The 21,521-nt window shown below is 68.7% G+C and carries 20 protein-coding genes; 10 read left to right on the forward strand and 10 right to left on the reverse strand.

The window, feature by feature from the left end; translation table 11 throughout:
- Window positions 1-116: 116 nt before the first annotated feature.
- On the reverse strand, window positions 117-302 hold the full coding sequence (locus VH499_RS22305; RefSeq protein WP_332054960.1) for a hypothetical protein: 186 nt from the start codon (window positions 300-302) through the stop codon (window positions 117-119).
- A gap of 258 nt (window positions 303-560) precedes the next feature.
- Between VH499_RS22305 and VH499_RS22310 the strand changes: the two genes are divergently transcribed.
- Complete coding sequence (locus VH499_RS22310) at window positions 561-2,288, forward strand: tetratricopeptide repeat protein (protein WP_332054961.1); 1,728 nt, start codon at window positions 561-563, stop codon at window positions 2,286-2,288.
- A gap of 109 nt (window positions 2,289-2,397) precedes the next feature.
- On the opposite strand, the gene VH499_RS22315 is transcribed toward VH499_RS22310, so the two are convergent.
- Window positions 2,398-2,781: a hypothetical protein gene (locus tag VH499_RS22315; protein WP_332054962.1), complete on the reverse strand. Its 384-nt coding sequence runs from the start codon at window positions 2,779-2,781 to the stop codon at window positions 2,398-2,400.
- Window positions 2,782-3,069: 288 nt separating this feature from the next.
- Between VH499_RS22315 and VH499_RS22320 the strand changes: the two genes are divergently transcribed.
- On the forward strand, window positions 3,070-4,611 hold the full coding sequence (locus VH499_RS22320; RefSeq protein ID WP_332054963.1) for a class I adenylate-forming enzyme family protein: 1,542 nt from the start codon (window positions 3,070-3,072) through the stop codon (window positions 4,609-4,611).
- Between the two features lie 22 nt (window positions 4,612-4,633).
- On the opposite strand, the gene VH499_RS22325 is transcribed toward VH499_RS22320, so the two are convergent.
- Window positions 4,634-5,878, reverse strand: coding sequence for an amidohydrolase family protein (locus tag VH499_RS22325; protein ID WP_332054964.1), 1,245 nt, complete (start codon window positions 5,876-5,878; stop codon window positions 4,634-4,636).
- Window positions 5,879-7,116: 1,238 nt separating this feature from the next.
- Between VH499_RS22325 and VH499_RS22330 the strand changes: the two genes are divergently transcribed.
- Window positions 7,117-8,784 carry an NAD(P)/FAD-dependent oxidoreductase gene (locus VH499_RS22330; protein WP_332054965.1) on the forward strand — a complete coding sequence of 556 codons (1,668 nt, stop codon included), beginning with the start codon at window positions 7,117-7,119 and terminating at the stop codon, window positions 8,782-8,784.
- A 105-nt stretch (window positions 8,785-8,889) separates the two neighbouring features.
- Here VH499_RS22330 and VH499_RS22335 read toward each other — a convergent pair whose 3' ends face one another.
- Entirely contained in the window at window positions 8,890-9,765 is an 876-nt protein-coding gene (locus tag VH499_RS22335; protein ID WP_332054966.1) for a hypothetical protein, read from the reverse strand.
- A gap of 300 nt (window positions 9,766-10,065) precedes the next feature.
- Here VH499_RS22335 and VH499_RS22340 point away from each other — a divergent pair, with 300 nt between their 5' ends.
- A complete protein-coding gene (locus VH499_RS22340; protein WP_332054967.1) occupies window positions 10,066-10,527 on the forward strand; it encodes an OsmC family protein in 462 nt (153 codons plus the stop codon).
- A gap of 67 nt (window positions 10,528-10,594) precedes the next feature.
- On the opposite strand, the gene VH499_RS22345 is transcribed toward VH499_RS22340, so the two are convergent.
- Both VH499_RS22345 and VH499_RS22350 read right to left on the reverse strand, forming a co-directional pair.
- Window positions 10,595-12,418, reverse strand: a complete 1,824-nt coding sequence (locus VH499_RS22345; protein WP_332054968.1) for an adenylate/guanylate cyclase domain-containing protein — start codon at window positions 12,416-12,418, stop codon at window positions 10,595-10,597.
- Entirely contained in the window at window positions 12,391-12,801 is a 411-nt protein-coding gene (locus VH499_RS22350; protein ID WP_332054969.1) for an MAPEG family protein, read from the reverse strand. The genes VH499_RS22345 and VH499_RS22350 overlap by 28 nt, the downstream gene beginning before the upstream one ends.
- Window positions 12,802-12,942: 141 nt before the next feature.
- On the opposite strand from VH499_RS22350, the gene VH499_RS22355 reads away from it, so the two are divergent.
- A complete protein-coding gene (locus VH499_RS22355) occupies window positions 12,943-13,407 on the forward strand; it encodes a DUF2231 domain-containing protein (protein ID WP_332054970.1) in 465 nt (154 codons plus the stop codon).
- A gap of 3 nt (window positions 13,408-13,410) precedes the next feature.
- On the opposite strand, the gene VH499_RS22360 is transcribed toward VH499_RS22355, so the two are convergent.
- Entirely contained in the window at window positions 13,411-13,857 is a 447-nt protein-coding gene (locus VH499_RS22360) for a hypothetical protein (protein WP_332054971.1), read from the reverse strand.
- Between the two features lie 34 nt (window positions 13,858-13,891).
- Window positions 13,892-14,278, reverse strand: coding sequence for a hypothetical protein (locus VH499_RS22365; RefSeq protein ID WP_332054972.1), 387 nt, complete (start codon window positions 14,276-14,278; stop codon window positions 13,892-13,894).
- A 176-nt stretch (window positions 14,279-14,454) separates the two neighbouring features.
- On the opposite strand from VH499_RS22365, the gene VH499_RS22370 reads away from it, so the two are divergent.
- Window positions 14,455-14,826: a nuclear transport factor 2 family protein gene (locus tag VH499_RS22370; protein ID WP_332054973.1), complete on the forward strand. Its 372-nt coding sequence runs from the start codon at window positions 14,455-14,457 to the stop codon at window positions 14,824-14,826.
- A gap of 327 nt (window positions 14,827-15,153) precedes the next feature.
- Window positions 15,154-16,011, forward strand: a complete 858-nt coding sequence (locus tag VH499_RS22375) for an SDR family oxidoreductase (RefSeq protein WP_332054974.1) — start codon at window positions 15,154-15,156, stop codon at window positions 16,009-16,011.
- 30 nt (window positions 16,012-16,041) lie between these two features.
- Here the strand turns inward: VH499_RS22375 and VH499_RS22380 are convergent, their stop codons facing one another.
- Window positions 16,042-17,151, reverse strand: coding sequence for an adenylate/guanylate cyclase domain-containing protein (locus VH499_RS22380; RefSeq protein WP_332054975.1), 1,110 nt, complete (start codon window positions 17,149-17,151; stop codon window positions 16,042-16,044).
- Between the two features lie 267 nt (window positions 17,152-17,418).
- Window positions 17,419-17,670, reverse strand: a complete 252-nt coding sequence (locus tag VH499_RS22385; protein WP_332054976.1) for a hypothetical protein — start codon at window positions 17,668-17,670, stop codon at window positions 17,419-17,421.
- A gap of 191 nt (window positions 17,671-17,861) precedes the next feature.
- Here VH499_RS22385 and VH499_RS22390 point away from each other — a divergent pair, with 191 nt between their 5' ends.
- The 3 genes from VH499_RS22390 to VH499_RS22400 are packed head-to-tail and all read left to right on the forward strand — an operon-like array spanning window position 17,862 to window position 21,513.
- Window positions 17,862-18,428 carry a 2Fe-2S iron-sulfur cluster-binding protein gene (locus tag VH499_RS22390; RefSeq protein ID WP_332055006.1) on the forward strand — a complete coding sequence of 189 codons (567 nt, stop codon included), beginning with the start codon at window positions 17,862-17,864 and terminating at the stop codon, window positions 18,426-18,428.
- Window positions 18,425-19,432 (forward strand): xanthine dehydrogenase family protein subunit M, encoded by a 1,008-nt coding sequence (locus tag VH499_RS22395; RefSeq protein WP_332054977.1) that lies wholly within the window; start codon window positions 18,425-18,427, stop codon window positions 19,430-19,432. The genes VH499_RS22390 and VH499_RS22395 overlap by 4 nt, the downstream gene beginning before the upstream one ends.
- Window positions 19,429-21,513, forward strand: a complete 2,085-nt coding sequence (locus tag VH499_RS22400) for a xanthine dehydrogenase family protein molybdopterin-binding subunit (protein WP_332054978.1) — start codon at window positions 19,429-19,431, stop codon at window positions 21,511-21,513. The genes VH499_RS22395 and VH499_RS22400 overlap by 4 nt, the downstream gene beginning before the upstream one ends.
- Window positions 21,514-21,521 lie beyond the last annotated feature (8 nt).

A 21,521-nucleotide genomic window follows, 5' to 3' on the forward strand; every position in this document is an offset into this window, starting at 1 on the left:
GCGGCCGGCACGAGATCGAACCCAGCCAGCGGAAGGAAGGTTTCGGGTTGATCGACGTTGTCGCGAACTGAGGCCAATGCGGCGTGACGGTATTCCGTGGCTTGCCGCCCTGGCGACTAGGCCCTTGGCATGCGGACGATCGACCAGTCCGGGCCAAGTCCCGCCTGGACCGCCTCGAGAAGGAGGCGGAACCGCTCGTCCCGGCTCAGGTTTCGGGCATAGGTCGTGGACGCCGCCCTGCAGAGCGCCGTATGGAGCCGCGCCGTCCGTTCTTCGGTGATCTGCGCCAGACGGCGGGCCATAAGGTCTACGACTTCGTCCACTGCCAACCCGGTCCGGTGGGAAGGAAGGCGCCCGGCGCCATGCATAGCGCGCCCTCGAGCCGCCCAGTTGTGAGAGAGTGGTAGCAAAGTTGGGGCCGCGCCGGCCGATGTTATGATCCGGGGCTCCCAATTCGGTACGCTTGTCGCCCCATTTCCATGCTGGTTTGGAGTTCAGGCTGAGGGCTGAACGGTCGCTGCGCTGGATGGAGAGCGAACGGGCCGAGCTTGGAGGCAGGAATGGGATCGACGATGCGTGCGGCCGCGGCCGCGGTGATGGCCGCCTCATGTTTGGGCGGCTCCGTGCACGCCCAGACCCGGCAGCAGGTGGATGCCTGCCAGGGCAGGAGCAATGTGCCGCCGGAGACCGTGATCGCCGGCTGCACCGCCCTGGTCCAGTCGGGCAAGTATGCCGGGCACGATCTCGCCACGGTTCTCGTCATCCGCGCGACCGCCTGGCAGGGCAAAGGCGAACCCGATCGCGCCATCCAGGACTACGACCAGGCGATCAAGCTCGATCCGGGCGATGCCACCGCCTACTACAATCGCGGCGTCGCCTATGGCGGGAAAGGAGAATGGGATCGCGCCATCCAGGACTACGATCAGGCGATCAAGCATCATCCGGACGACGCGGCCGCCTTCCGCAGCCGCGGCCTCGCCTACCAGGAAAAAAAGCAATTCGATCGGGCGATTCAGGACTTCGATCAGGCGGTCAAGCTCGATCCGAAGGACGCGATGGCGTTCGCCTGGCGCGCCGGCCTCTACCTACGCAAGGATGAGTTCGACCATGCCATCAACGACTACGACCAGGCGGTGCGGCTCGGCCCGGCCAGCGCGGCGAACTTCTACAATCGCGGCCTGGCCCACAGCGGCAAGGGGCAATGGGACCGCGCCGTCGAGGACTACGACGAAGCCATCAAGCTCGATCCGAAGCTCGAGGCGGCCTTCTACAATCGCGGCTTCGCGTTGGAGAAACAGGGCGAGCTCGACCGCGCCATACAGGACTTCGATCGGGCGATCACGCTCGAGCCCGACGATGCCGCGGCCTTCGCCTCCCGCGGTTCCGCCTGGCAGCGCAAGGGCGAGCTCGACCGCGCCATCGAGGATTTCGGCCGGGCCATCAGGATCAACGGTCGCGATGCCACCAGCTTCTATAACCGGGCCCTGGCCTGGACTGCCAAAAAGCAGTGGGATCCCGCCCTTCAGGACCTCGATCGGGCGATCGAGCTTGATCCCCGCGATGCCTCCGCTTTCGCCTATCGCGGCGTCGCCTGGCAGCGCAAAGGCGCGCTCGACCGCGCCCTCCACGATCTCGATCGGGCGATCGAGCTCGATCCTGGCCTCGCCGTCGCCTTCGCCTATCGCGGCGCCGTCCATGGCACGAAAGGGGAATGGGATCAGGCCATTCGGGATTACAGCCGCGCGATAGAGATCGATCCGCACGACGCCGCGACCTTCCACAATCGCGGCGTCGCCCGTAGCCGAAAGGAACAGTGGGACGCGGCCGTCGCGGATTTCGATCGGGCGATCGAACTCGATCCGAACGATGCTTCCGCCTTCCACAATCGCGGGCTTGCGCATCAAAGGATGGGCCAGGCCGATCTCGCCGCACGGGATTTCGGTCGGGCGGTCGAGCTCGACCCCAACGATGCGGCCGCCTTCGCCCTGCGCGGCGCGATCTGGCAGCGCAAGGGCGACCTCGACCATGCCCTTCAGGATTACGACCGGGCGCTGGCGGTCGATCCGAACGATGCCACGACGCTCTACAATCGCGGCGTGGCCTATGCCGGCAAGAGGCAATGGGCCGAGGCCCTTCGAGACTACGACCAGGCAGTGAAGGTCAATCCGAAGTTCGCCGCCGCCCTGTACAATCGGGGCGTCGCCAAGCAACAGATGGGTGACAGGGCGGGCGCTGACTCAGACATCGCCGCGGCCAGGAACATCGATCCGAATATCGGGAAGCAATGAGAGACCCGGACGGCGAGCCACGGGACGGCGAGCCGTCAGTCGCAACATTCCCAGCCGTGGCAGCGTTCGCGATCGGTGGATCGGCTGCTCGCTTCGCCCGCGATTCAAGTCATGGCACGCGCTTGGCGGGCTGAAGCTGGAAGTACAGGTAACCCAGCGCGAGCAGCCCGTAGATCGCCAGCGCAAGCCAACCCATCGGACCGAAGATTCCGTCCGCCAGGGCTTTCGCTGTAATCACCGTTCCGACTGCCGCTGCCACCAGGCTCGCAATCACGATGGCGCTGAGCGCGGGCGCGTCGGTAAGCTTGCTGCCATACCAGGTGATGAGGGCGACCACGAGCAACTCCGTGCCGAACAACTGACCCATCAGTGCGGCTCCGGCCGAGACGGGGACCTGATAGAGCATGAGCAGAGTGCTAGGCAAGAATATGAAGCCCAGACCGTGGCCGATCGCGAGAACGGCATTTATCACGAACAATGTTCTAAGCGTCATGATGCCCCCATTTGCTTCGCTGGCCCCCCGGTCGATTGCATTCTTGCTTCTTCCTGCGCCGACCAAGCCAAACGGTAGACACTCTTTTTGCTAGCGGAAAGCGTACCGTCGCAATTAACGGTTGATTGCAGTGCGCGCCGACAGCAGGCGACTTGGCCTTGCCTTGGCCCGTTATCGGATGCGTCGGAGACATGCAAAGTCGGGTTGGGCCGGCAGCCTCTTGCCAATCGATCGCTTTGGCGACCAGCCCACCTGCGTGCAGAATGGCGTCCGGACAGGAGGCACACCATGGACGTCCGCACGCAGATGCGCAGCGCCGCCGCCTACTACGCGGAGCGCGAGGCGATCGTCGCCGGCGGCCGGCGGGTCACCTTCGCCGAGGCCTGGGAGCGCGGCGTGCGTCTCGCCAACGGACTGCTGGCGCTGGGCCTGCGGCCTCAGGACCGGATCGCCGTGCTGGAGGACAACCGGCTGGAATCGGCCGACATCTTCCTTGGCGCCGCCATTGGCAATCTCGTGCGCGTGCCGCTCTATCCGCGCAACGCTCGCGACAGCCACCTCCACATGATGGGCCATACCGGCTGCCGCGCGCTGATCGTCGACGAGAAACACCTGCCCGAGATCGAAGGCCTGCAGGCGGCGTTGCCCGAACTCCGGCACGTGATCGTGCGCGACGCGGGCTACGACGCGTGGCTCGCCCGGCAGTCCGCCGTCGATCCCGATCGGGCGATCGCGCCCGAGGACAATTTCATCATCCGCCATACCGGCGGCACCACAGGCCGCAGCAAGGGCGTCGCCTATTCGCACCGGGCCTGGCTCGCCGCCGGCCGGGACTGGTTCTACCTCTATCCGCCGGTGGCGCCGGGCGACGCCTGCCTGCATGTCGGCCCCATCAGCCACGGCGCCGGCTACCTGTTCGTGCCGATGTGGCTGGGCGGCGGCTGCAACGTCATGATGGACCGGTTCGATCCGGTCGCCGTGCTCGACGCCTTCGAGCGCGAGCGCATCGGCTACCTGTTCGTGGTGCCGACCATGCTGAACGCCATCACGCGCGTCCCCGGCATCAAGGAACGCCGGTTTCCCCACCTGAAGTGCATGCTGGTCGCCGCCGCGCCGATCGCCGACGACACCGCGCTCAAGGCCTACGAGATCTTCGGCGACGCCCTGTACCAGGGCTACGGCCAGACCGAGGTACTGCCGGTGGCGATGATGGGCCCGGCGCAGTGGTTCGCGAAGGACGTGGCCGGCTCGACGCCGCTGCGCGCCTGCGGCCTGCCGCTGCCGTTCGCGCAGCTCGAGATCTGGGACGAGGACAACAGGCCCGTGCCGCCCGGCACGCCGGGTGAGATCGTGGCCAGGACCGACGGCCAGATGACTGCCTTCTGGAACGATCCGCAAGCGACGGCCGAGCGCATCGTCGACGGCTGGGTGAAGACCGGCGACATCGGCTACCTCGATGCCAACGGCTACCTCTACATGGTCGACCGGTTGGGCGACATGATCGTGTCGGGCGGCTTCAACATCTATCCGGCCGAGCTCGAGAACGTTATCGCGGGCCACTCCGACGTGATCGAGGTCGCGGTCTTTGGCATCCCGCACGAGCGCTGGGGCGAGACGCCGTGTGCCGTCTGCACCGTGAAGCCGGACGCTGCCGTCACCGAGGCCGAGTTGATCCGGCTCTGCGAGGAGCGGCTCGGCAACTACAAGCGGCCGGGCAAAATCGTGCTGCAGGGCGACCCGCTGCCCAAGACGCCGGTCGGCAAGATCAAGCGCAAGGAACTGCGCGAGCCGTTCTGGGCCGGCCACACCCGTCGCGTGGCCGGAGGCTGACGAGCGCTCGGAGGGCGCAGGGTCATGGCGCGTGAAGACGCACCGGCTCGCGCGTCACGGTTCGCCGCCCGCGCTTGTAGGCGGCGAGGACCGGCGCCACGGTCCTGAGCGCCGTCAGGGCGTCGGGCGCGTCCAGGACCACGAGGTCGGCGGGAGCGCCCACGGCGATGCCGTAGTCCGGGTGCCGCATGAGGCGTGCGGCGGCATTCGTGGTCATGTCCCAGATCGAGCGCACCTCGGGGTCGGAGCCCCTTTGACTGACGATCGCCTGCATGTTGGCCTGGCGCAGCAGCTGACCGTCGCCGAAGGGGGTGAAGGGATTGAGGATGTTGTTCGATGCGACGGAGCAGACCACGCCCAGCTCGGCCAGACGGTTTGCGTCGACGACGTTGCGCGGCACGCTGTGGTCGGTGTGCCGGCCGCCAAGGTAGAGATCCGTCGCCGTCAGGACCGTGAGGGCCACTCCGGCATCCGCCATCCGCCGGGCGACCTTGTCCATGGCAGGCTGCGGCATCGAGGCCAGCTTGGAGACGTGCCCGATGGCGACGCGGCCGCCCCAGCCGTGCTTTTCCGTGAGCTCGCAGACCAGAAGCGTGTCGAGTTCGTCGGCCGAGGCGCCGCTGTCGAGGTGCATGTCGATATCGACATCGAAGTCGCGGGCCATCTCGAAGATGCGGCGGATCTGCGCCGGCCGGTCGGTGTCGTAGTTGGGCGCCGCCCCGACGACCGTCGCGCCGCTTTTCAGCGCCGCGACCATGAGCTCGTCGGTGCCGGGATTGTTGGTGAGGCCCTCCTGCGGCATGACGCAAATCTCGAGATCGATCGCCCATTTGTAGCGATCGATCAGCGCCTTCACGCCCTGCAGGCCGCGCAGCCCGACCTTCGGATCGACCTCGACATGGGTGCGCATCCTCGTGCAGCCGTGTGAGATGCATTTCTCGAGGGTGCCCGCCGCGCGCCCGGTCACGTCCTCGACGGTGAAGCTCGGCTTGACTGCCGACACCCGCTCCATGGCGAGGTGAGGAAAGCGCGTTTTCTCGTGGGCGCAGCGACCAAGGATGCAGGACTTGTCGAGATGGATATGCGTCTCGACGAAGCCGGCGCAGACGAGCCGGCCGTGACCCTGCACTTCTTCTCCGGCGTCGCCCTGGAGGCCGGGCGCCAACGCCACGATGCGCCCGTCCTTCACGCCGATGTCGGTGGCGGCGGGCTGGCCGGGCCCGGCGTCGGCAAGCCGAACGTTACGCAGGATGAGATCGAGAGCCATTGCCAACTTGCCCCTTCCGACGCGCTGGCCCTGTCCGGCCTTTGCTGAAAACGCTGTCGGCCGGACGATAACATGGCCGGAGAGTTCGGGATGGTTGCCGACTTCCGAGCGCAGTCGAAAGCACCAAGCAGCGTCGCTCCCAGGCCCTCGAATGCCCGGAGATCAAGCGGAAGTCACCTAGATTTGATTGCCAACATAGACGCCGGCAGGCCAAACCGGTGCTGGCAATCTTCGATTCAGCCGGTGGCATGAAGCGCACTTCCGTCGTCTTTGCCCTGTTCGCGATCGCCAACGTGACGGGCTGCTCCAACTGCGAGTCCTGCAAACAAATTCCAGGCTGGGATGGTCGCTATGCGACCCATGACCGCGGCGCCAACAACCGTGAAGATCGCCGCGGATTACCCGTCACGCCATACGTCCCGCAGTGGCAAGGGCCTAGCAGCCACGTACCGGCCTGGGGCTTCAGGCAAATGGATGGCGAAAGATCTGGCGCTGGCATGTGGACGTAGAGCCGACTTTGGCTGTGGAGAGACTCGCCCCTTCTTCGATACCAACGCTGGAACGTTCTCCGTGGAGACGGAGAGCGTGGGCCTCCGGTCAAGCACTGCAGGCGTGTCTGACACGCCTCAATCCAACGCACGGCAGGACCGCATAATGTGTCGATCGTCGAGGGTACCAGTGCTCGCTGCGGCTGTCCGGCTTTCGCTGTTTGGAGCCGTCGCGTGGCAATTGCGTGCGGAGCCAGACAGCGCCGCAGCCAGTGAGCCATGCGTAGGCGGTGTGGCTGGGCATAGACAGGGAGCAGACACTGACAGTGCGCCAGACACTGACAGCAGGCAGACACAGACGGTGCGACGGACGCAACCGTGCGGCCAGACACACAGACAGCGTGGCCAGATACAGACAGTGTGGCAGACAGCAGACAGTGCGGGAGGGCACCGACCGCGGGGCCAGACACAGACAGCGACGCCGGACACAGACAATGTGGCCGGACGCAGACAGCGCTCGGCGACCGCGCATGAACGGTCGAGAACGGTCGTCACCCGTTCCGGGCATTCGCGTTGGCACGCACGGGGTGAAGGACAAGCAGTGGGCTCGTATCGAGCCCCATCGTCCGCATGGCCACAGTAGCGTGGCGTCCGAACCGCCTTTCGTCCCTCGAAAAGCCATGGAGTGAGCACCCTGTACGGCACGCTCTGCGGCGTTAACATCATCCGGCACCGGACAGGAGTGGACCCATGCTCGACTACGAAGCCATCGTGATCGGGGCGGGCGTCGCGGGGATCTACCAGATCAAGCGGCTGGTCGATCTCGGCGTCCGCGCCACCGTGCTCGAGGCGGCGGGCGGGCTCGGCGGCACGTGGTACGGCAACCGCTATCCCGGCGCGCGCTTCGATTCGGAGAGCTACACCTACGGCTACTCGTTCTCGCGGGAGCTCCTGGACGAGTGGCACTGGAAGGAGCGCTTCTCCGGCCAGCCCGAGAACCTGCGCTACCTCAACCACGTCGCCGACAAGTTCGACCTGCGTCGGCACATGCAGTTCAACTGCCGCGTCGAGGCGGCGCACTGGGACGAGGCGCAGAGTCTCTGGCGACTTGAGGTCTCCGACGGCCGCACGCTCACCACGCGCTTCGTGATCATGACGCTGGGGCTGCTCTCCATTCCCGCCCGGCCGCGCTATCCGGGCATGGAGTCGTTCAAGGGCCGGTCGTTCCACACCTTCGACTGGCCGCACGAGGGCGTGTCGCTCGCCGGCAAGAAGGTGGCGGTGATCGGCACCGGCGCCACCGCCATCCAGGCGATCCCGGTGATCGCGGACACGGCGGCCGAACTCACCGTCTTCCAGCGCCGGCCCAACTGGGCGGCACCCCTGAACAACGGCCCGATCTCGGACGAGGAGATGGCCGACATCCGCCGCCGTTATGACGAGATCTTCGCCACCTGCGCGCGCACGCCCGGTGGCTTCGAGCACGAGCCCGACCGGCGCGGCTTCTGGGAGGTCTCGCGCGAGGAGCGGCTGGCGCTCTGGGACCGGCTGTACGGCGAGCCGGGCTTCGGCATCTGGCTCAGGAACTTCCGCGAGATCTTCACCGACGAGAAGGCCAACGCTGAGTTCTCCGACTATATCGCCGGGCGCATCCGCCAGCGCGTGAAGGATCCGGCCACGGCCGAGAAGCTGATCCCGCGCGATCACGGCTTCGGCGTGCAGCGCGTGCCGCTCGAGACCTACTACTACGAGGCCTTCAACCGTGACAACGTGCACCTCGTCGATGTCAGCGCGACGCCGATCGTGCGCGTCACCGAGACCGGCCTGCGCACCGCCGAGCGCGACTACGAGTTTGACGTCATCGTTTATGCCACCGGCTTCGATGCCATCACCGGCGCCTACGACCATATCGACATTCGCGGCGTCGATGGCGAGCGGCTGGCCGAGACCTGGAAGGACGGTCCCTCGACCTTCCTCGGCCTGCTGGTGGCGGGCTTCCCCAACATGCTGATGCCGACGGGGCCGCAAAGCGGCTCGGCGTCGGTCAACTTTCCGCGCGGCATCGAACTCGGGGTCAACTGGTGCACGGATCTGCTGATCCATATGCGCGAGCACGGCCAGGCGCGCTGCGAGGCGACGCGGGCCGCCCAGGCGCGCTGGTCCAAGCACGTCCAGGACATGTACGCCATGTTGCTGCTGCGCAAGGCCAAGGGCTGGTTCACGGGCTACAATTCCAACGTGCCCGGTCACGAGGAAGGCCGCATCCGCTACGTCGTCTACAACGGCGGCCAGCCCAAATACACCGCCATCCTCAGCCAGGTGGCGATGAGCGGCTACGAGGGCATCGTGTTCGAGCCGGGCGACCAAAGATCCGTCGCGTCGCTCGGGAGGACACAACATTCGGCCGTGTCATCTTGAGTCGCGCGGCAAGCGGCCAGCGCTTTGGAGTAAAGTCCGCCGAAGTCAGGTTGCCGTGCCTCCCCGGCTCCGCCGGGGAGTGTTTCGAGCGAAGAGGATTGCCCTTCAGAACAGGCTGCCGAAGACCATGAGCGGCACCGAGGCGCTGAAATGGATCGACGAGGCGGCGATGCCGAAGAAGCCGCCGTCGGCGTAGGCCTGAGCGTCGCTCCACACCCACGCCTGGTACCAGCTGTTCTGCCGCGCCGGAAAGAACGCCTCCGCCGACAGGCGGCCGCCGTCGGAGCTGCCGTGGCTCTCGGTCCAGCCGACGCCGTCGCTCCAGCCCGGCTGCACGTCGGTCTGGAGAACCCAGGCGTTCTCGGACTGGCCGAACACCCACATCCGGGTCCTGAGATCGTTGTGGGCGACGTAGCCGGAGGCGCTGTCCCACCAGTCGTCGGAGAAGTCGATCACGGCGGCGAAGCGCTGCTGCAGATCGGCGGTCGTGCAGAAGAACCAGCTCATGACGCCCGCCGCCACTTCCTGCGTGCCGTCGCCGAACGACTGGCAGGCGAGATCGTAGGTGCCGGCCGCCGCGTTCGCGTCGGCGGCGTTGCCGCTCGGATTGAAGGTCCAGGGGGCGTCGTAAGGCGGCACGTGGACGGTGAAATTCGACCCCGAGATGACGTGCGGCTCGAACTTGCGGAGCTTCGGCCGTATCAGCCTCCGCTTGGCGCGCTGCGCGTAGATGCGCTCGAGCCCGGCGTTGGCCTCCTTCAGCCGGGGATCGCGTCGGGAAACGTTGCGCAGCAAAAGGTTCTGCTTCTGCGCGGTGAGGGCGGCGATTTCCCGGCGATCCGCATTGGTCTTCCTCAGGCGCTGCGTCAGATGGCGCGTCAGCTCGGCCTGGCTTTTCCTCACGCCGCCGCGGGGAGGCTCGCCCCCCAACGCCCGTTCGTAGTCGCGAACCTGCTTGTGGCCGCGCGCAATGATGGCCATGGCATCCCCCGCAATGATCGTTGAACGAAAACGGAAATGGTGGTGCGACCGGCGGCACCGACGCGTGACAGTTCAAATCCGGTGCTGGACCACGCTGAACTTGCCGAACGCACCGATCCTGCCTCCCGACATCGTCATTGTCATCCCCGATCCGCCCTCGGACACGGAAAGGTTGTGATCGCGCTCACATGCGATGTTGCCGGCGCGCCGTCGTGTTTCGCCTGTTTCGCGATCCGCCGTCCGACCGGCCAATCGGCGATCGACGCGCTAGACTGCGGCGCCCGGGCGAAGGGAGGAACGATGGCGACGATGACGGTTCGGCTCAGCAGCATTCCCGACACCGCAGCGGTTCTCGGCCGCGCCGGCCCGCACACCATCGTCGTCGATCGGCCCGAGGGCACGGCGGGCGGCATGGGGCTGGGCTTCAACGGCGGCGAGCTGCTCGGCTTCGCGATCGGCGGCTGCTTCTGCAACGACCTGCAGTACGTCGCCCACGACATGGGCGTCGCCCTTGAGTCGATGCGGGTCGACGTCACGGTGAGCTTCGACGGCGATCCGCTGATCGCCACCGGCGCCACCATGCGCGTCGCGGTGACGGCGCTCGACGGCGCGGCGGACGTCGCCCGCCTCGTCGAGCGCGCGCGCGAGATCTCGGCCGTCGCCAACTCGCTCAGGCGAGGCGTCCCCGTCGAGCTCGTCCACGGCCAGGAAAGCGCCCATGCTCACGCGGATCGCGAGCTTCCGGCTCGCTCGTGCTCATGAAGCGAGTCGCGCAGAGTAGTCTCCGCGCCGTCACGTCGAGATCCCCGAAGATGCGCGACCGGAAGGGCTACTCCTCGAGGCCGCAGGCTCGCTGGGCGGCGAGGTAGCGCTTCATGACCTCGTCCGGATGGAAGAGGCGCAGCGCGCGCAGCTCGCTGAGCGTCGTGCGCTGCACGGCGTCGCGCCGCCGCGTGACCTCGCGCGCCTCGTCGAGGCGCCCGGCGAGGACGAGATTGGCGGCGAGCAGGCGATGCGCCGTGCCGAAGCCCGGATGCCGCTGCACCGCCTTGCGCGCCCAGCCGATGCCCTCGTCGTGCCGGCCGAGCGCGAAGTGCGCGGCGGCGAGTCCGGTCAGCCAGAAATAGAGGAAGCCATCGGACGGGCCGAGGCGGACGGCGAGTTCGAGGCTTTCGACGCCCCGCGCGAAGTCGCCGGACCGGTTGTCGGCATAGCCCAGCGCACCCCAGGCGAAGGGCAGGCTGGGATTGAGGCGTACCGCTTCCTCGGCGTGCAGGCGGGCCTGGTCGTGCTGGTCGGCGAGCCCCGACATCACCTGGGCGTAGATCGCCTGCGCGAAGGCATCGGCGCCGTCCCTCTCGACCGCGCGGCGCGCCAGCTCGAGCGCCTCGGTCCACGACTCGCGCAGCGGCCCGACGCCGGCGACTGGCGCCATGAACAGGCACCAGGCAAGTGCGGCCAGCGTCGGCGCGCTCTCGGGGTCGTGCGCCAGCGACTGCCGCAGGAGCGCGGTGGCGCGCGGGATCTCCTCGCGCGTGGCGGCCCACATGTGCGGCAGGGCGCGCAGGTAGAGGTCGTAGGCCGACAGGCTTCCGGTCGGCTTGCGGCGCGCGCGCTCGATCTCGGCGCCGCGCACGGCGGGCTCGACGACCGCGGCGACGGTGCGGCCGATATCGTCCTGCAGGTCGAAGATGTCGGCGAGGTCGCGGTCGTAGCGGTCGGTCCAGACCTGCAGGCCGTTCTCGGCATTGGTGAGTTCGGCGGTGACACGGATGCGGTTGGCGGCGCGGCGGATGCTGCCGGCGAGCACGTACTGCACGCCGAGCTGGCGGGCGATCTCGCGGATGTCGAGCGCGCTCTCCTTGAAGGCAAAGCTCGAGCTGCGCGCGGCGACCCGCAGCTCGTGGAAGCGTGCGAGCGCGGTAATGATCTCCTCGGTGACGCCGTCGGCAAAATAGTCCTGGCCGGCATCGCCGCTCAGGTTGCGGAACGGCAGCACCGCGGCCGACGGCTTGCCGGCGATGGCGCGCGCCATCTCGGACGGCTCCACCGCCGCCGGCCGCGCCGGCGCCGCGATCGCGCCTTGCGGCGACCATCGCCAGACATGGACCGGGCGGGCGATGTTCTTCAGGTTCTGTGCGCCGCCGTCCTCGAATGCGAGGTCGAGCCGGTCGCGCACCTCGTCGTGCACGCGGCCCGCGAGGCAGAGGCCGCCCGCCGGCGCGATCGCCTCCAGGCGCGCGGCGACGTTCACGCCGTCGCCGAAGACGTCGTCGCCCTCGATCAGGATGTCGCCGAGATTGACGCCAATGCGGAAGACGATGCGGCGCTCCTGCGACAGATGCGCATTGTGCGCGGCCATCGCCGTCTGCAGGTCGACGACGGCGCGCACCGCATCGACTGCGCTCGCGAACTCCAGCAGCAGCCCGTCACCGGTCGTCTTGACGAGGCGGCCGCCGAACGCGGCGACGCGCGGATCGACCACGTCGCGGCGCACCGTGCGCAGGGCGGCGAGCGTGCCGGCCTCGTCACGGCCCATCAGCCGCGAGTAGCCTTCGACGTCGGCCACGACGATGGCCGCCAGCCGCCGCTGCCCGGGTTGCTGCGCCGGCATCGCGGTGAGGCCTAGCCGCGCAACAGGGCGATGGTCCACCAGACCACGATCGCGATCTGGACGACGAACGCCGCGAAGCGCAAGTTCACGGCGACGACACTGAGCGAGGCAAGGTGCGCGCCGGACTGGACCAGGCGCGCGACGAGCAGCCACGGCGCCAGCGGATCGGTGACGGCGGTGCGGCCGCCGATCAGTGCCGCGATCAGCAGCGTGGCGACGACGGGCAGGGTTTCGACGCAGTTGGCGTGCGCTCGCGCCAGCCGCTGCATGAAGGGCGAGAGGTTGGCGTTGTCCGGCGTGAAGGCGTTGGCCGCGACCGATCCGGTCATCACCAGCCGCACCCGCAGCCCTTCCATCACGATCAGCAGGATGAGCGTCCAGGCGACGAAGCCCAGCAGCACATTCAACGAGACATTGTTCATGGCAAAGTCCTCCTCCCCGAGCCGGAGGGTAGGGGCCGCACGCGGGCGAGACAATGGAGCGATCGATGTCCCTCGCTCGCGCAAAGCAACGTGTCCTCGACCTGTGCGTTTCATGAGGGAACGATCTGCGGAGGACACCTCATGGCGTCAAGCAATCCGCGTACGACCGCCCGCATCGGCGGCCATCCCATCCATCCCATGCTGGTCGGATTTCCCATCGCCTTCTTCGTCGCCACCTTCGTTTGCGACCTGGTGTTCTGGGGCACGGCCCTTCCGGGTTGGGCGGCGGCGACCCAGTGGCTGCTGGGCGCCGGCCTGGTGATGGCGGCGTTCGCCGCCCTGGCCGGCCTGACCGACGTGCTGGGCGACCAGCGCATCCGCGTTCTCGGCGATGTCTGGCTCCATGCCGGCGGCAACGTGCTGGTCGTCCTGCTCGAGCTCTACAACTTCTACAGCCGCTACACGGCGGGCGCCTCGGCGATCCTGCCGACCGGCCTCATCATCTCGCTGATCGTGGTCGGCATCCTCCTGTTCACCGGCTGGAAGGGCTGGGGCATGGTCTATCGATACCGCGTCGGCATCCGGAGCGACGACGAGCCGCTCTGATCCTCATTGCGAGTCGCGCTCTTCCGTCGCCGTCCGTTGCGCCGGGCCCGAGCGCCGCAGGTAGAAGGCGGCCCAGGGCGGCGTGACGACGAGGCAGGGCAGCGGCAGGGCCAGCAGGTAGAAGCGCAGGATGCGCCGCGCGAACGGAGGGTCGAGCGCCGAAAGCAGGAAGGCGATCAGCGTCGTGAGCGCGACGGCGAGCAGCGTCATCCAGGCGATGCGCGCGAGCTGTCGGCCGACGCGGCGGGTGGCGTCGTGGGCGAACCAGCCGGCGACCAGGCCGACCAGCGCGATCTCGAGGCCGAGCGTCGCGCTGCCGCTGAGCCAGATGTCGTGCCCGAGGAAATAGGGAAGCGCGCGCAGCCCGGGCACGATCCACGGCAAGACGGCGAGCAGCAGCAGGGCGCCGAGGCCGAGGCCGAATCCAAAGCCGCTTCTGCTGATCAACATGGCGACATGCTCCCGGGTCCGCGGCCCGGCGCGGTCAGGCCTGCCGGGCCTCTTGCAGGAAGGCGTTGAGCGGCGCCACCTCCGTGCTCCATCCGCCGATCGGGTCGGCCGCGCTGGGAAAGCACGGACGCGCCTGGCCGGCGGCGAGCGGCGCGAACTCGATATCGACTTTGGGCGGTATCTTGCCGTCTTCGCTTTCCTCGATCCAGACGTCGAGATAGGCGCGCCTGGCGTCCTGCAGGCGCAGCACGAAGCCGCCCGCGCACGAGCCCCACTGGCCGCCCTGCCAGAAGGCTTCCACCTCGACGACGTCGGCCGGCGCGACGCCGAGCCCGGCGCGGCCGAGCGCGTCCAGCGCCTGGCTTAGCTCGTAGAGCCCGCCGCTCTCGTGCGGGCCGATCAGGGGTGGCGAATAGGGCATCCTTCACTCCGGCGGGGGCTGCTTCCGGACGCCCCGAGAGTCGGCGTCCGCGCCGCGCGTGACCAGTGATCTTCACGTTGCAAAGGCGTGACGACCCGGTGGCGGCTGTTGTGGCGCTTGCCGGCGTCCGGTCGCCCGGGCAGCCTCGTGCGGCACCGCCCGGGGGAGAAGGAAACATGTCCGCAAGCCACGCGACACTGAAGGCGCTGGTCGAGGCCTTCAACGATCACGACCTCGACCGCATCATGAGCTTCTTCGCCGACGACGCCGTGCTCGAGATGCCGCGCGGTCCCGAGCCGTGGGGCAGCCGCTTCATCGGCGCGGCGGCGGTTCGCGAGGCCCTGCGCGGGCGGCTCGACGGCCTGCCCGACGTCCACTACGGCGACGATCGCCACTATGTTGACGGCGACATGGGCATCTCGCAGTGGACGCTCAGGGGCACGCCCGCTTCGGGTCCGCCGATCGAGGTGCGCGGCTGCGATTTCTATACCTTCCGCGACGGCAAGGTGATCAGGAAGGATTCGTTCTGGAAGATCGTCGAAAGATAGCGCGCCGCGGCGGGAAGACCCCGGGGTCGACAAGCTATTCCTTATCAAATCGGCGCAGCACAATAAGATATTCCTTATCGATATCCGGGGCGTCGCAGGAGCGCCGGCGACGCTGGAGAAGCATCGCCGGCGCGGCTACGGATTTTGGGGCGCACAGAAAACAAATCAGCAGCCGTTCGCAGCATTGCGGCGGCGGTGCGCGCGCGGCCAGTGACCAACCGGCCACAGCGCTGCACAAAGCCGTGATGGCGGATGCCGGTCCGCATGCGTGTCGCGAAGGCTCCCGCTGCGGAACCTCGCCCTTGCGGCGGTCGTTTGACGGAGATCATGAACGACCACCCGAAGCCGCCCCAGCCGCGGCAGCAACAGGCCATGCCGGGCCGGACCGGCGCCATGCAGCCGAAGCCGGACCACGGCGAGACCTCGTACACGGGCAGCGGGCGGCTCGCCGGCCGCAAGGCGGTCATCACCGGCGGCGACAGCGGCATCGGACGGGCGGTCGCCATCGCCTATGCGCGCGAAGGCGCCGATCTTCTGATCGCCTATCTCGACGAGCACGAGGACGCGCGCGAGACGCAGCGGATGGTCGAGCAGGCGGGCCGGCGGGCGATCCTCGTTGCCGGCGACGTCGGCGACGCGGCGCACTGCCGGCGGATCGTCGAGACGGCCATGGCCGAGCTCGGCGCGCTCGACATCCTTGTCAACAATGCGGCGCATCAGGCGACCTTCGGCGAGGTCGGCGAGATCAGCGACGAGGAGTGGGAGAACACCTTCCGCGTCAACATCCACGCCATGTTCTACCTGGTGAAGGCGGCGGTGCCGCACATGAAGGAGGGCGGCACCATCGTCAACACCGCCTCGATCAATTCCGACCTGCCCAACCCGACGCTGCTTGCCTACGCCACGACCAAGGGGGCGATCCACAACTTCACCGGCGGTCTCGCGCAGCTCCTCGCGGCCAGGGGAATCCGCGTCAACGCCGTCGCTCCCGGTCCGGTGTGGACGCCGCTCATTCCCTCGACCATGCCGCCCGAGGCGGTCGAGAAGTTCGGCAGTAGCGTGCCCATGAAGCGGGCCGCCCAGCCGGCCGAGCTCGCCACCGCCTATGTGATGCTGGCCGATCCGCTGTCGAGCTATGTCTCGGGCGCCACCATCGCCGTCACGGGCGGCAAGCCCTTCCTCTGACCGTGCGAACCGCGAGCACGGCCGCGGCCGTCATCCGATCACCTCGTCGCCATGGGTCCAGATCCGGACGGCGGCGCTGCGGCCCTTGAGCGTGCGCTCGCCGCGATCGTGCAGCCGCGCGAGCAGCGTCCGCGCCTCCGGAGAGGATGCGCCGTTCACGGTGGCGACGATCGCATCGGCGACCACCAGGGGCGTGTCGAGATCACGCGTCAGGCCCTGCAGGCGGCTCGCGATATTGACGGTGTCGCCGATCACCGTGAAGGAAAGCCCCTGGTCGCTGCCGACGTCGCCGACCACGGCCGGGCCGCAGTTGAGCCCGATGCCGATCGAGAGGGCCGGCTCGCCGCGTGCCGTCCGCTGTCCGTTCCACGCCGCCAGCGCCTGCAGCATCCGGTCGGCGCAGCGCAGTGCGTTGGCGGCGTCCTCGGCGCCCGGCTTCAGCAGCCCGAAGACGGCGAAGATCGCGTCGCCGATGTACTTCTCCACCGTGCCGCCGCAGGCGAAGATCTCCGCCGCCATGCGCTCGTGGAACTCGCGCAGCATGGTGACGACCGACTCGGGCGACATGGCCTCGGCCATGCGCGTGAAGCCCACGATGTCGACGAACAGCACGGCCACGGTCTCGCGCCGCACCGGGCCCAGCGGCTCGTCGCGCTCGGCCAGCATCGCCACCAGGTCGGGGGAGAAGTAACGCGCGAGGTTCAGCCGCGCCCGCTCGGCGGCGGCGCGCTGCCGGTCGAGGCCGCGCACATAGGCGATGTCGCCCAGCGTCTTGTCGATCGTGACCTCGAGGTCGTTGAGGTCGACCGGCTTGGTGACGAAGTCGATGGCGCCGCGATTCATGGCGGTGCGGATATTCGCCATGTCGCCGTAGGCCGAGACGATCACCGCCCGGGCCGGTGACTTGCGGGCGCGCAGCTCGGCCAGCAGGGTGAGCCCGTCCATCACCGGCATGTTGATGTCGAGCAGCAGCAGGCCGATGTCCGGTTCCTCGGCCAGCACGGCCAGCGCCTCCTCGCCGTGATGGGCGAAGCGGAAGGCGAGATCGCCCTTGCGGATGCGCTGGCGGAAGCGCTGGCGCAACAGCAGCTCGAAGTCGGGCTCGTCGTCGACGGCGAGGATCTTGGCGGGCTCGCTCATCGCACCCTCCTATGCCGGCGGCGTGAGGGTCGGCGCCTCGCCGCGCCCGGCGAGGGCAGTCGCGAGCTCAAGTCGCAGCGCCTCGATCGTCGGCGCAGGCGATATGCACGGGCCTGTCGTCACGACGTCCCCAGCCGCGTCCGCTGTGTTCATGCCCCGGTCCCCCCGGACGACGCGTCGGGACTCTAGATCAATATCGATGGCTGCGTAACTCGCGATGCGCCGCTCGCGGCCCGGGGCCGCTTGCATGCCATCTGCGGCAGCGCCTCAGCAGATGTGACGCGTCTTCCTGTTCGCGCCGGCGCGCGACCGGCGGGCCAGCTCGAGGCCGGCTTCGGTCAGCTCGTAGGTCTGGCCGCGACGCCTGAGCCAGCCGCGCTCGATCGCGAGCGACATGCCGGCCCGGACCTCCGCCAGCCGCAAGGCACCGACCGCATCGGGCGGCAGGACCCCGCTGCCGATCGTGCGGCAGATCCGGCGGGCGATGGCGTCCATGGTGGCGATGCGTTTCCTCCTCATGGCCGTCGATCCTTCGCCTGCGATGTGCTGCTACCGTGGGTGTGGTCGAAACGACATCTCTTCGCCTCGGTTGCAGCAGCCGGTCGCTCTGTGCGATCGCGCACCGCCCGCCGCGCGTCGCCGCCGCAAATCGGCTGCTCGCGGATCACCCGTGGATCGAAAGCCCGGAAACTCCGGCGCCCGCCGGTGCGTTGAATCCAATTACCGGCCCGGCACCCGGGCAGCACAGGGGAGCCTCCATGGACGCTCGGATCACTTTGCAGGTCGACGGCGTGCGGCGGTCGCTGACCGTCGACACCCGGACCACGCTGCTCGACGCGCTGCGCGACCGGCTGGGCGTGATGTCGCCGAAGAAAGGCTGCGACCATGGCCAGTGCGGGGCCTGCACGGTGCTGCTCGACGGGCGGCGGGTCACGACCTGCCTCACCTTCGCCGTGGTCCACGACGGGGCGGCGATCACGACCGCCCAGGGGCTCGCGGCGGCGAGCGCGCTGCATCCGGTGCAGCAGGCATTCCTCGACCATGACGGCTTCCAGTGCGGCTACTGCACGCCGGGCCAGATCTGTTCGGCGGTCGGCATGCTCGCCGAGGCCAGGGCCGGCCAACCCAGCCACGTCACCCGCGACCTCACCGCCGCCATCGACCTCGACGACGGCGAGATCCGCGAGCGGATGAGCGGCAACCTGTGCCGCTGCGGCGCCTACGTGAACATCGTCGCGGCGATTCGCGATGCGCTGCGCAAGGGAGCTGCGCCATGAATCCGTTCGAGTACGAACGCGCGCGCGATGCCGCCGGCGCGGTCGCCGCCGTGACCGGGCGCCCGGGCGCGGCTTTCCTCGGCGGCGGCACCAACCTCGTCGATCACATGAAGCTGGGCGTTGCCAGCCCCGACCTGCTGGTCGACGTGACGCGACTTCCCTTCGACCGGATCGAGCCGTTGCCCGACGGCGGGATGCGGATCGGCGCGGCGGTGCGCAACAGCGATCTCGCCGCCGACCCGGCGATCCGCGCCCGCTACCCGGTGCTCGCCCAGGCCCTGCTCGCCGGTGCATCGGGCCAGCTCCGCAATCTCGCCACCACCGGCGGGAACCTGCTGCAGCGCACGCGGTGCGTCTATTTCCAGGACGTCACCACGCCCTGCAACAAGCGCGCGCCGGGAACCGGCTGCCCGGCGGTCGAGGGCTATACCCGCTATCACGCGATCCTCGGCGCCTCCGAGCATTGCGTCGCCGTCCATCCCTCGGACATGGCCGTCGCCATGGCGGCGCTCGACGCCGAGGTCGTGGTGCTGGGCGCGCACGGCGAGCGCCGCATTGCCGTGGTCGACTTCTATCGCCTGCCGGGCGAGGCGCCGCAGGATGACACGGTGCTCCGGCACGGCGAGCTGATCACCGCCGTCGAACTCCCCGAGCTTCCCTTCGCCGACCATTCGTCCTACCGCAAGGTGCGCGACCGGGCGTCCTACGCCTTCGCGCTGGTGTCGGTGGCCGCGGCGCTCGACGTCGAGGACGCCACCGTCCGCGACGTGCGCATCGCGCTCGGTGGCGTGGCGCACAAGCCATGGCGGGCGAGCAAGGCCGAGGCGGCGCTGCGCGGCACCCCGGCCACGGCGGGGAGCTTCCGCCAGGCGGCGGAAGCCGAGCTCGCCGACGCGCGGCCGCTGCGCGGCAATGCCTTCAAGATACCGATGGCCTGCAACACGCTGGTCTCGGTGTTGCACGAGCTCATCAGGGACAAGAATGCGAAGGACAGGGCCCGATGACCCGGTTGCTGGAGCCGCGCGCGATCGGCCAGCCGCTCGAACGGCTCGACGGGCGCGCCAAGATCACCGGAACGGCGCCATACGCTTTCGACCATCCGGTGGCCGATCCTCTCTATCTGCATCCGGTGCAGGCCACCGTCGCGCGCGGCCGCGTGACGGCGATCGACATCGCCGCGGCGCGGGCGCTCGAGGGCGTAGTCGCAGTCATCACCCACGAGAACGCGCCGCGGCTCGCCTCGCAGGAGGACAAGGAGCTCTGGGTGCTGCAGTCGGACGAAGTGCATTTCCGCGGCCAGTTCGTCGGCGCCGTGATCGCCGAGACCGCCGAGATCGCCCACCAGGCCGCCGATCTGGTCCGCGTCGCCTACGCCGGGCAGCCGCACGACGTCGCGCTGCGGGCCGGGCGCGACGATCTTTATGCACCGGAGGTGGTCAACCCGGATTTCCCGACCGACACCGACGAGGGCGATGTCGACGCGGCCCTGGCCTCGGCGGCGGTGACCGTCGACCAGACCTACACGACGCCGCTCGAGCACAACAATCCGATGGAGACGCATACCACGGTCGCGCTGTGGTCGGAGGGCGCGTTCACCTTCTACGATTCGACCCAGGGCGTGCATTCGGTGCGCAAGACGCTGGCGCCGGTGTTCGGGCTCGATCCCGGCCGCATCAGGGTCGTCGCGCCCTATGTCGGCGGCGGCTTCGGATCGAAGGGAACGCCGCACGCCCACAACGTGCTCGCCGGTCTCGCCGCGCGGGCGGTCGAGGGCCGGCCGGTGAAGCTGACGCTCAGCCGCCAGCAGATGTTCTGCCTCGCCGGCTATCGTACCCCGACCATCCAGCACATCCAGCTCGGCGCCGACCGCGAGGGCCACCTGAGCGCGATCGTGCACGACGTCGTCGAGCAGACATCGAGGTTCAAGGAGTTCGCCGAGCAGACGGCGGTGCCGACGCGCATCATGTATGCATCGCGCAACCGCCGCACCAGCCATCGGCTGGCGGCGCTCGACGTGCCGGTGCCGTCGTGGATGCGCGCCCCGGGCGAAACGCCGGGCATGTTCGCGGGCGAGGTGGCGATGGACGAGCTCGCCGTCGCCTGCGGCCTCGATCCGATCGAGCTCAGGGTCCGCAACGAGCCCGAGGTCGATCCCGAGTCGAAACACCCGTGGTCCGGTCGCCACCTGATCGACTGCCTGCGCCGCGGCGCGCAACAGTTCGGCTGGGAGCGGCGCGACCCGGCGCCCACGGCGCAGAAGCAGGACGGCTGGCTGGTCGGGACGGGCGTCGCCGCCTCGACCTATCCCTACTATCAAATGCCGGGCTCGGCGGCGACGATCCGGTACGGGCCCGACCAACGCTACCACGTGCGCATCGGCGCCGCCGACATCGGCACCGGCACCTGGACCGCGCTGACGCAGATCGCCGCCGACGCGCTGGGGTGTCCGGTCGAGGCGATCCATCTCGAGGTCGGGGACACCGACCTGCCGATGGCCACCGTCGAGGGCGGATCGTCGGGCATCAGCAGCTGGGGCTCGGCGATCGTCGCGGCGGCGCGCGCGTTCCGCGACCGGCACGGCGCCGATCCCGAGGCGGGTGCGGAGATCGGCGCCGAGATGCCGGAGAACTCCGACGTCGAACGCTTCGCCATGCACTCCTTCGGCGCCCAGTTCGCCGAGGTGCGCGTGCATGCCGACACCGGCGAGATCCGCGTGCCGCGCATGCTCGGCGTGTTCTCGGTCGGTCGCATCGTCAATGCCCGCACCGCCCGCTCGCAGTTGATCGGGGGCATGACGATGGGCCTTTCCATGGCACTGCACGAGGAGAGCGTCGTGGATCCGCGCTTCGGCCATGTCGTGAACCACGACTTCGCCGGCTATCACATCGCGGCGCACGCCGACGTGATGGACATCGAGGCGATCTGGCTCGACGAGCACGACCCGCACGCCAACCCCATGGGTTCGCGCGGCATCGGCGAGATCGGCATCGTCGGCGCCGCGGCGGCCATCGCCAACGCCGCCTGGCATGCCACCGGGATTCGCGTCCGCGACCTGCCGATCACGGCCGACAAGTTCCTCGCCTGAGCCTTCGA

Origin of the sequence: Reyranella sp. (genome assembly GCF_036558665.1) — a bacterium.
GTDB lineage: Bacteria > Pseudomonadota > Alphaproteobacteria > Reyranellales > Reyranellaceae > Reyranella.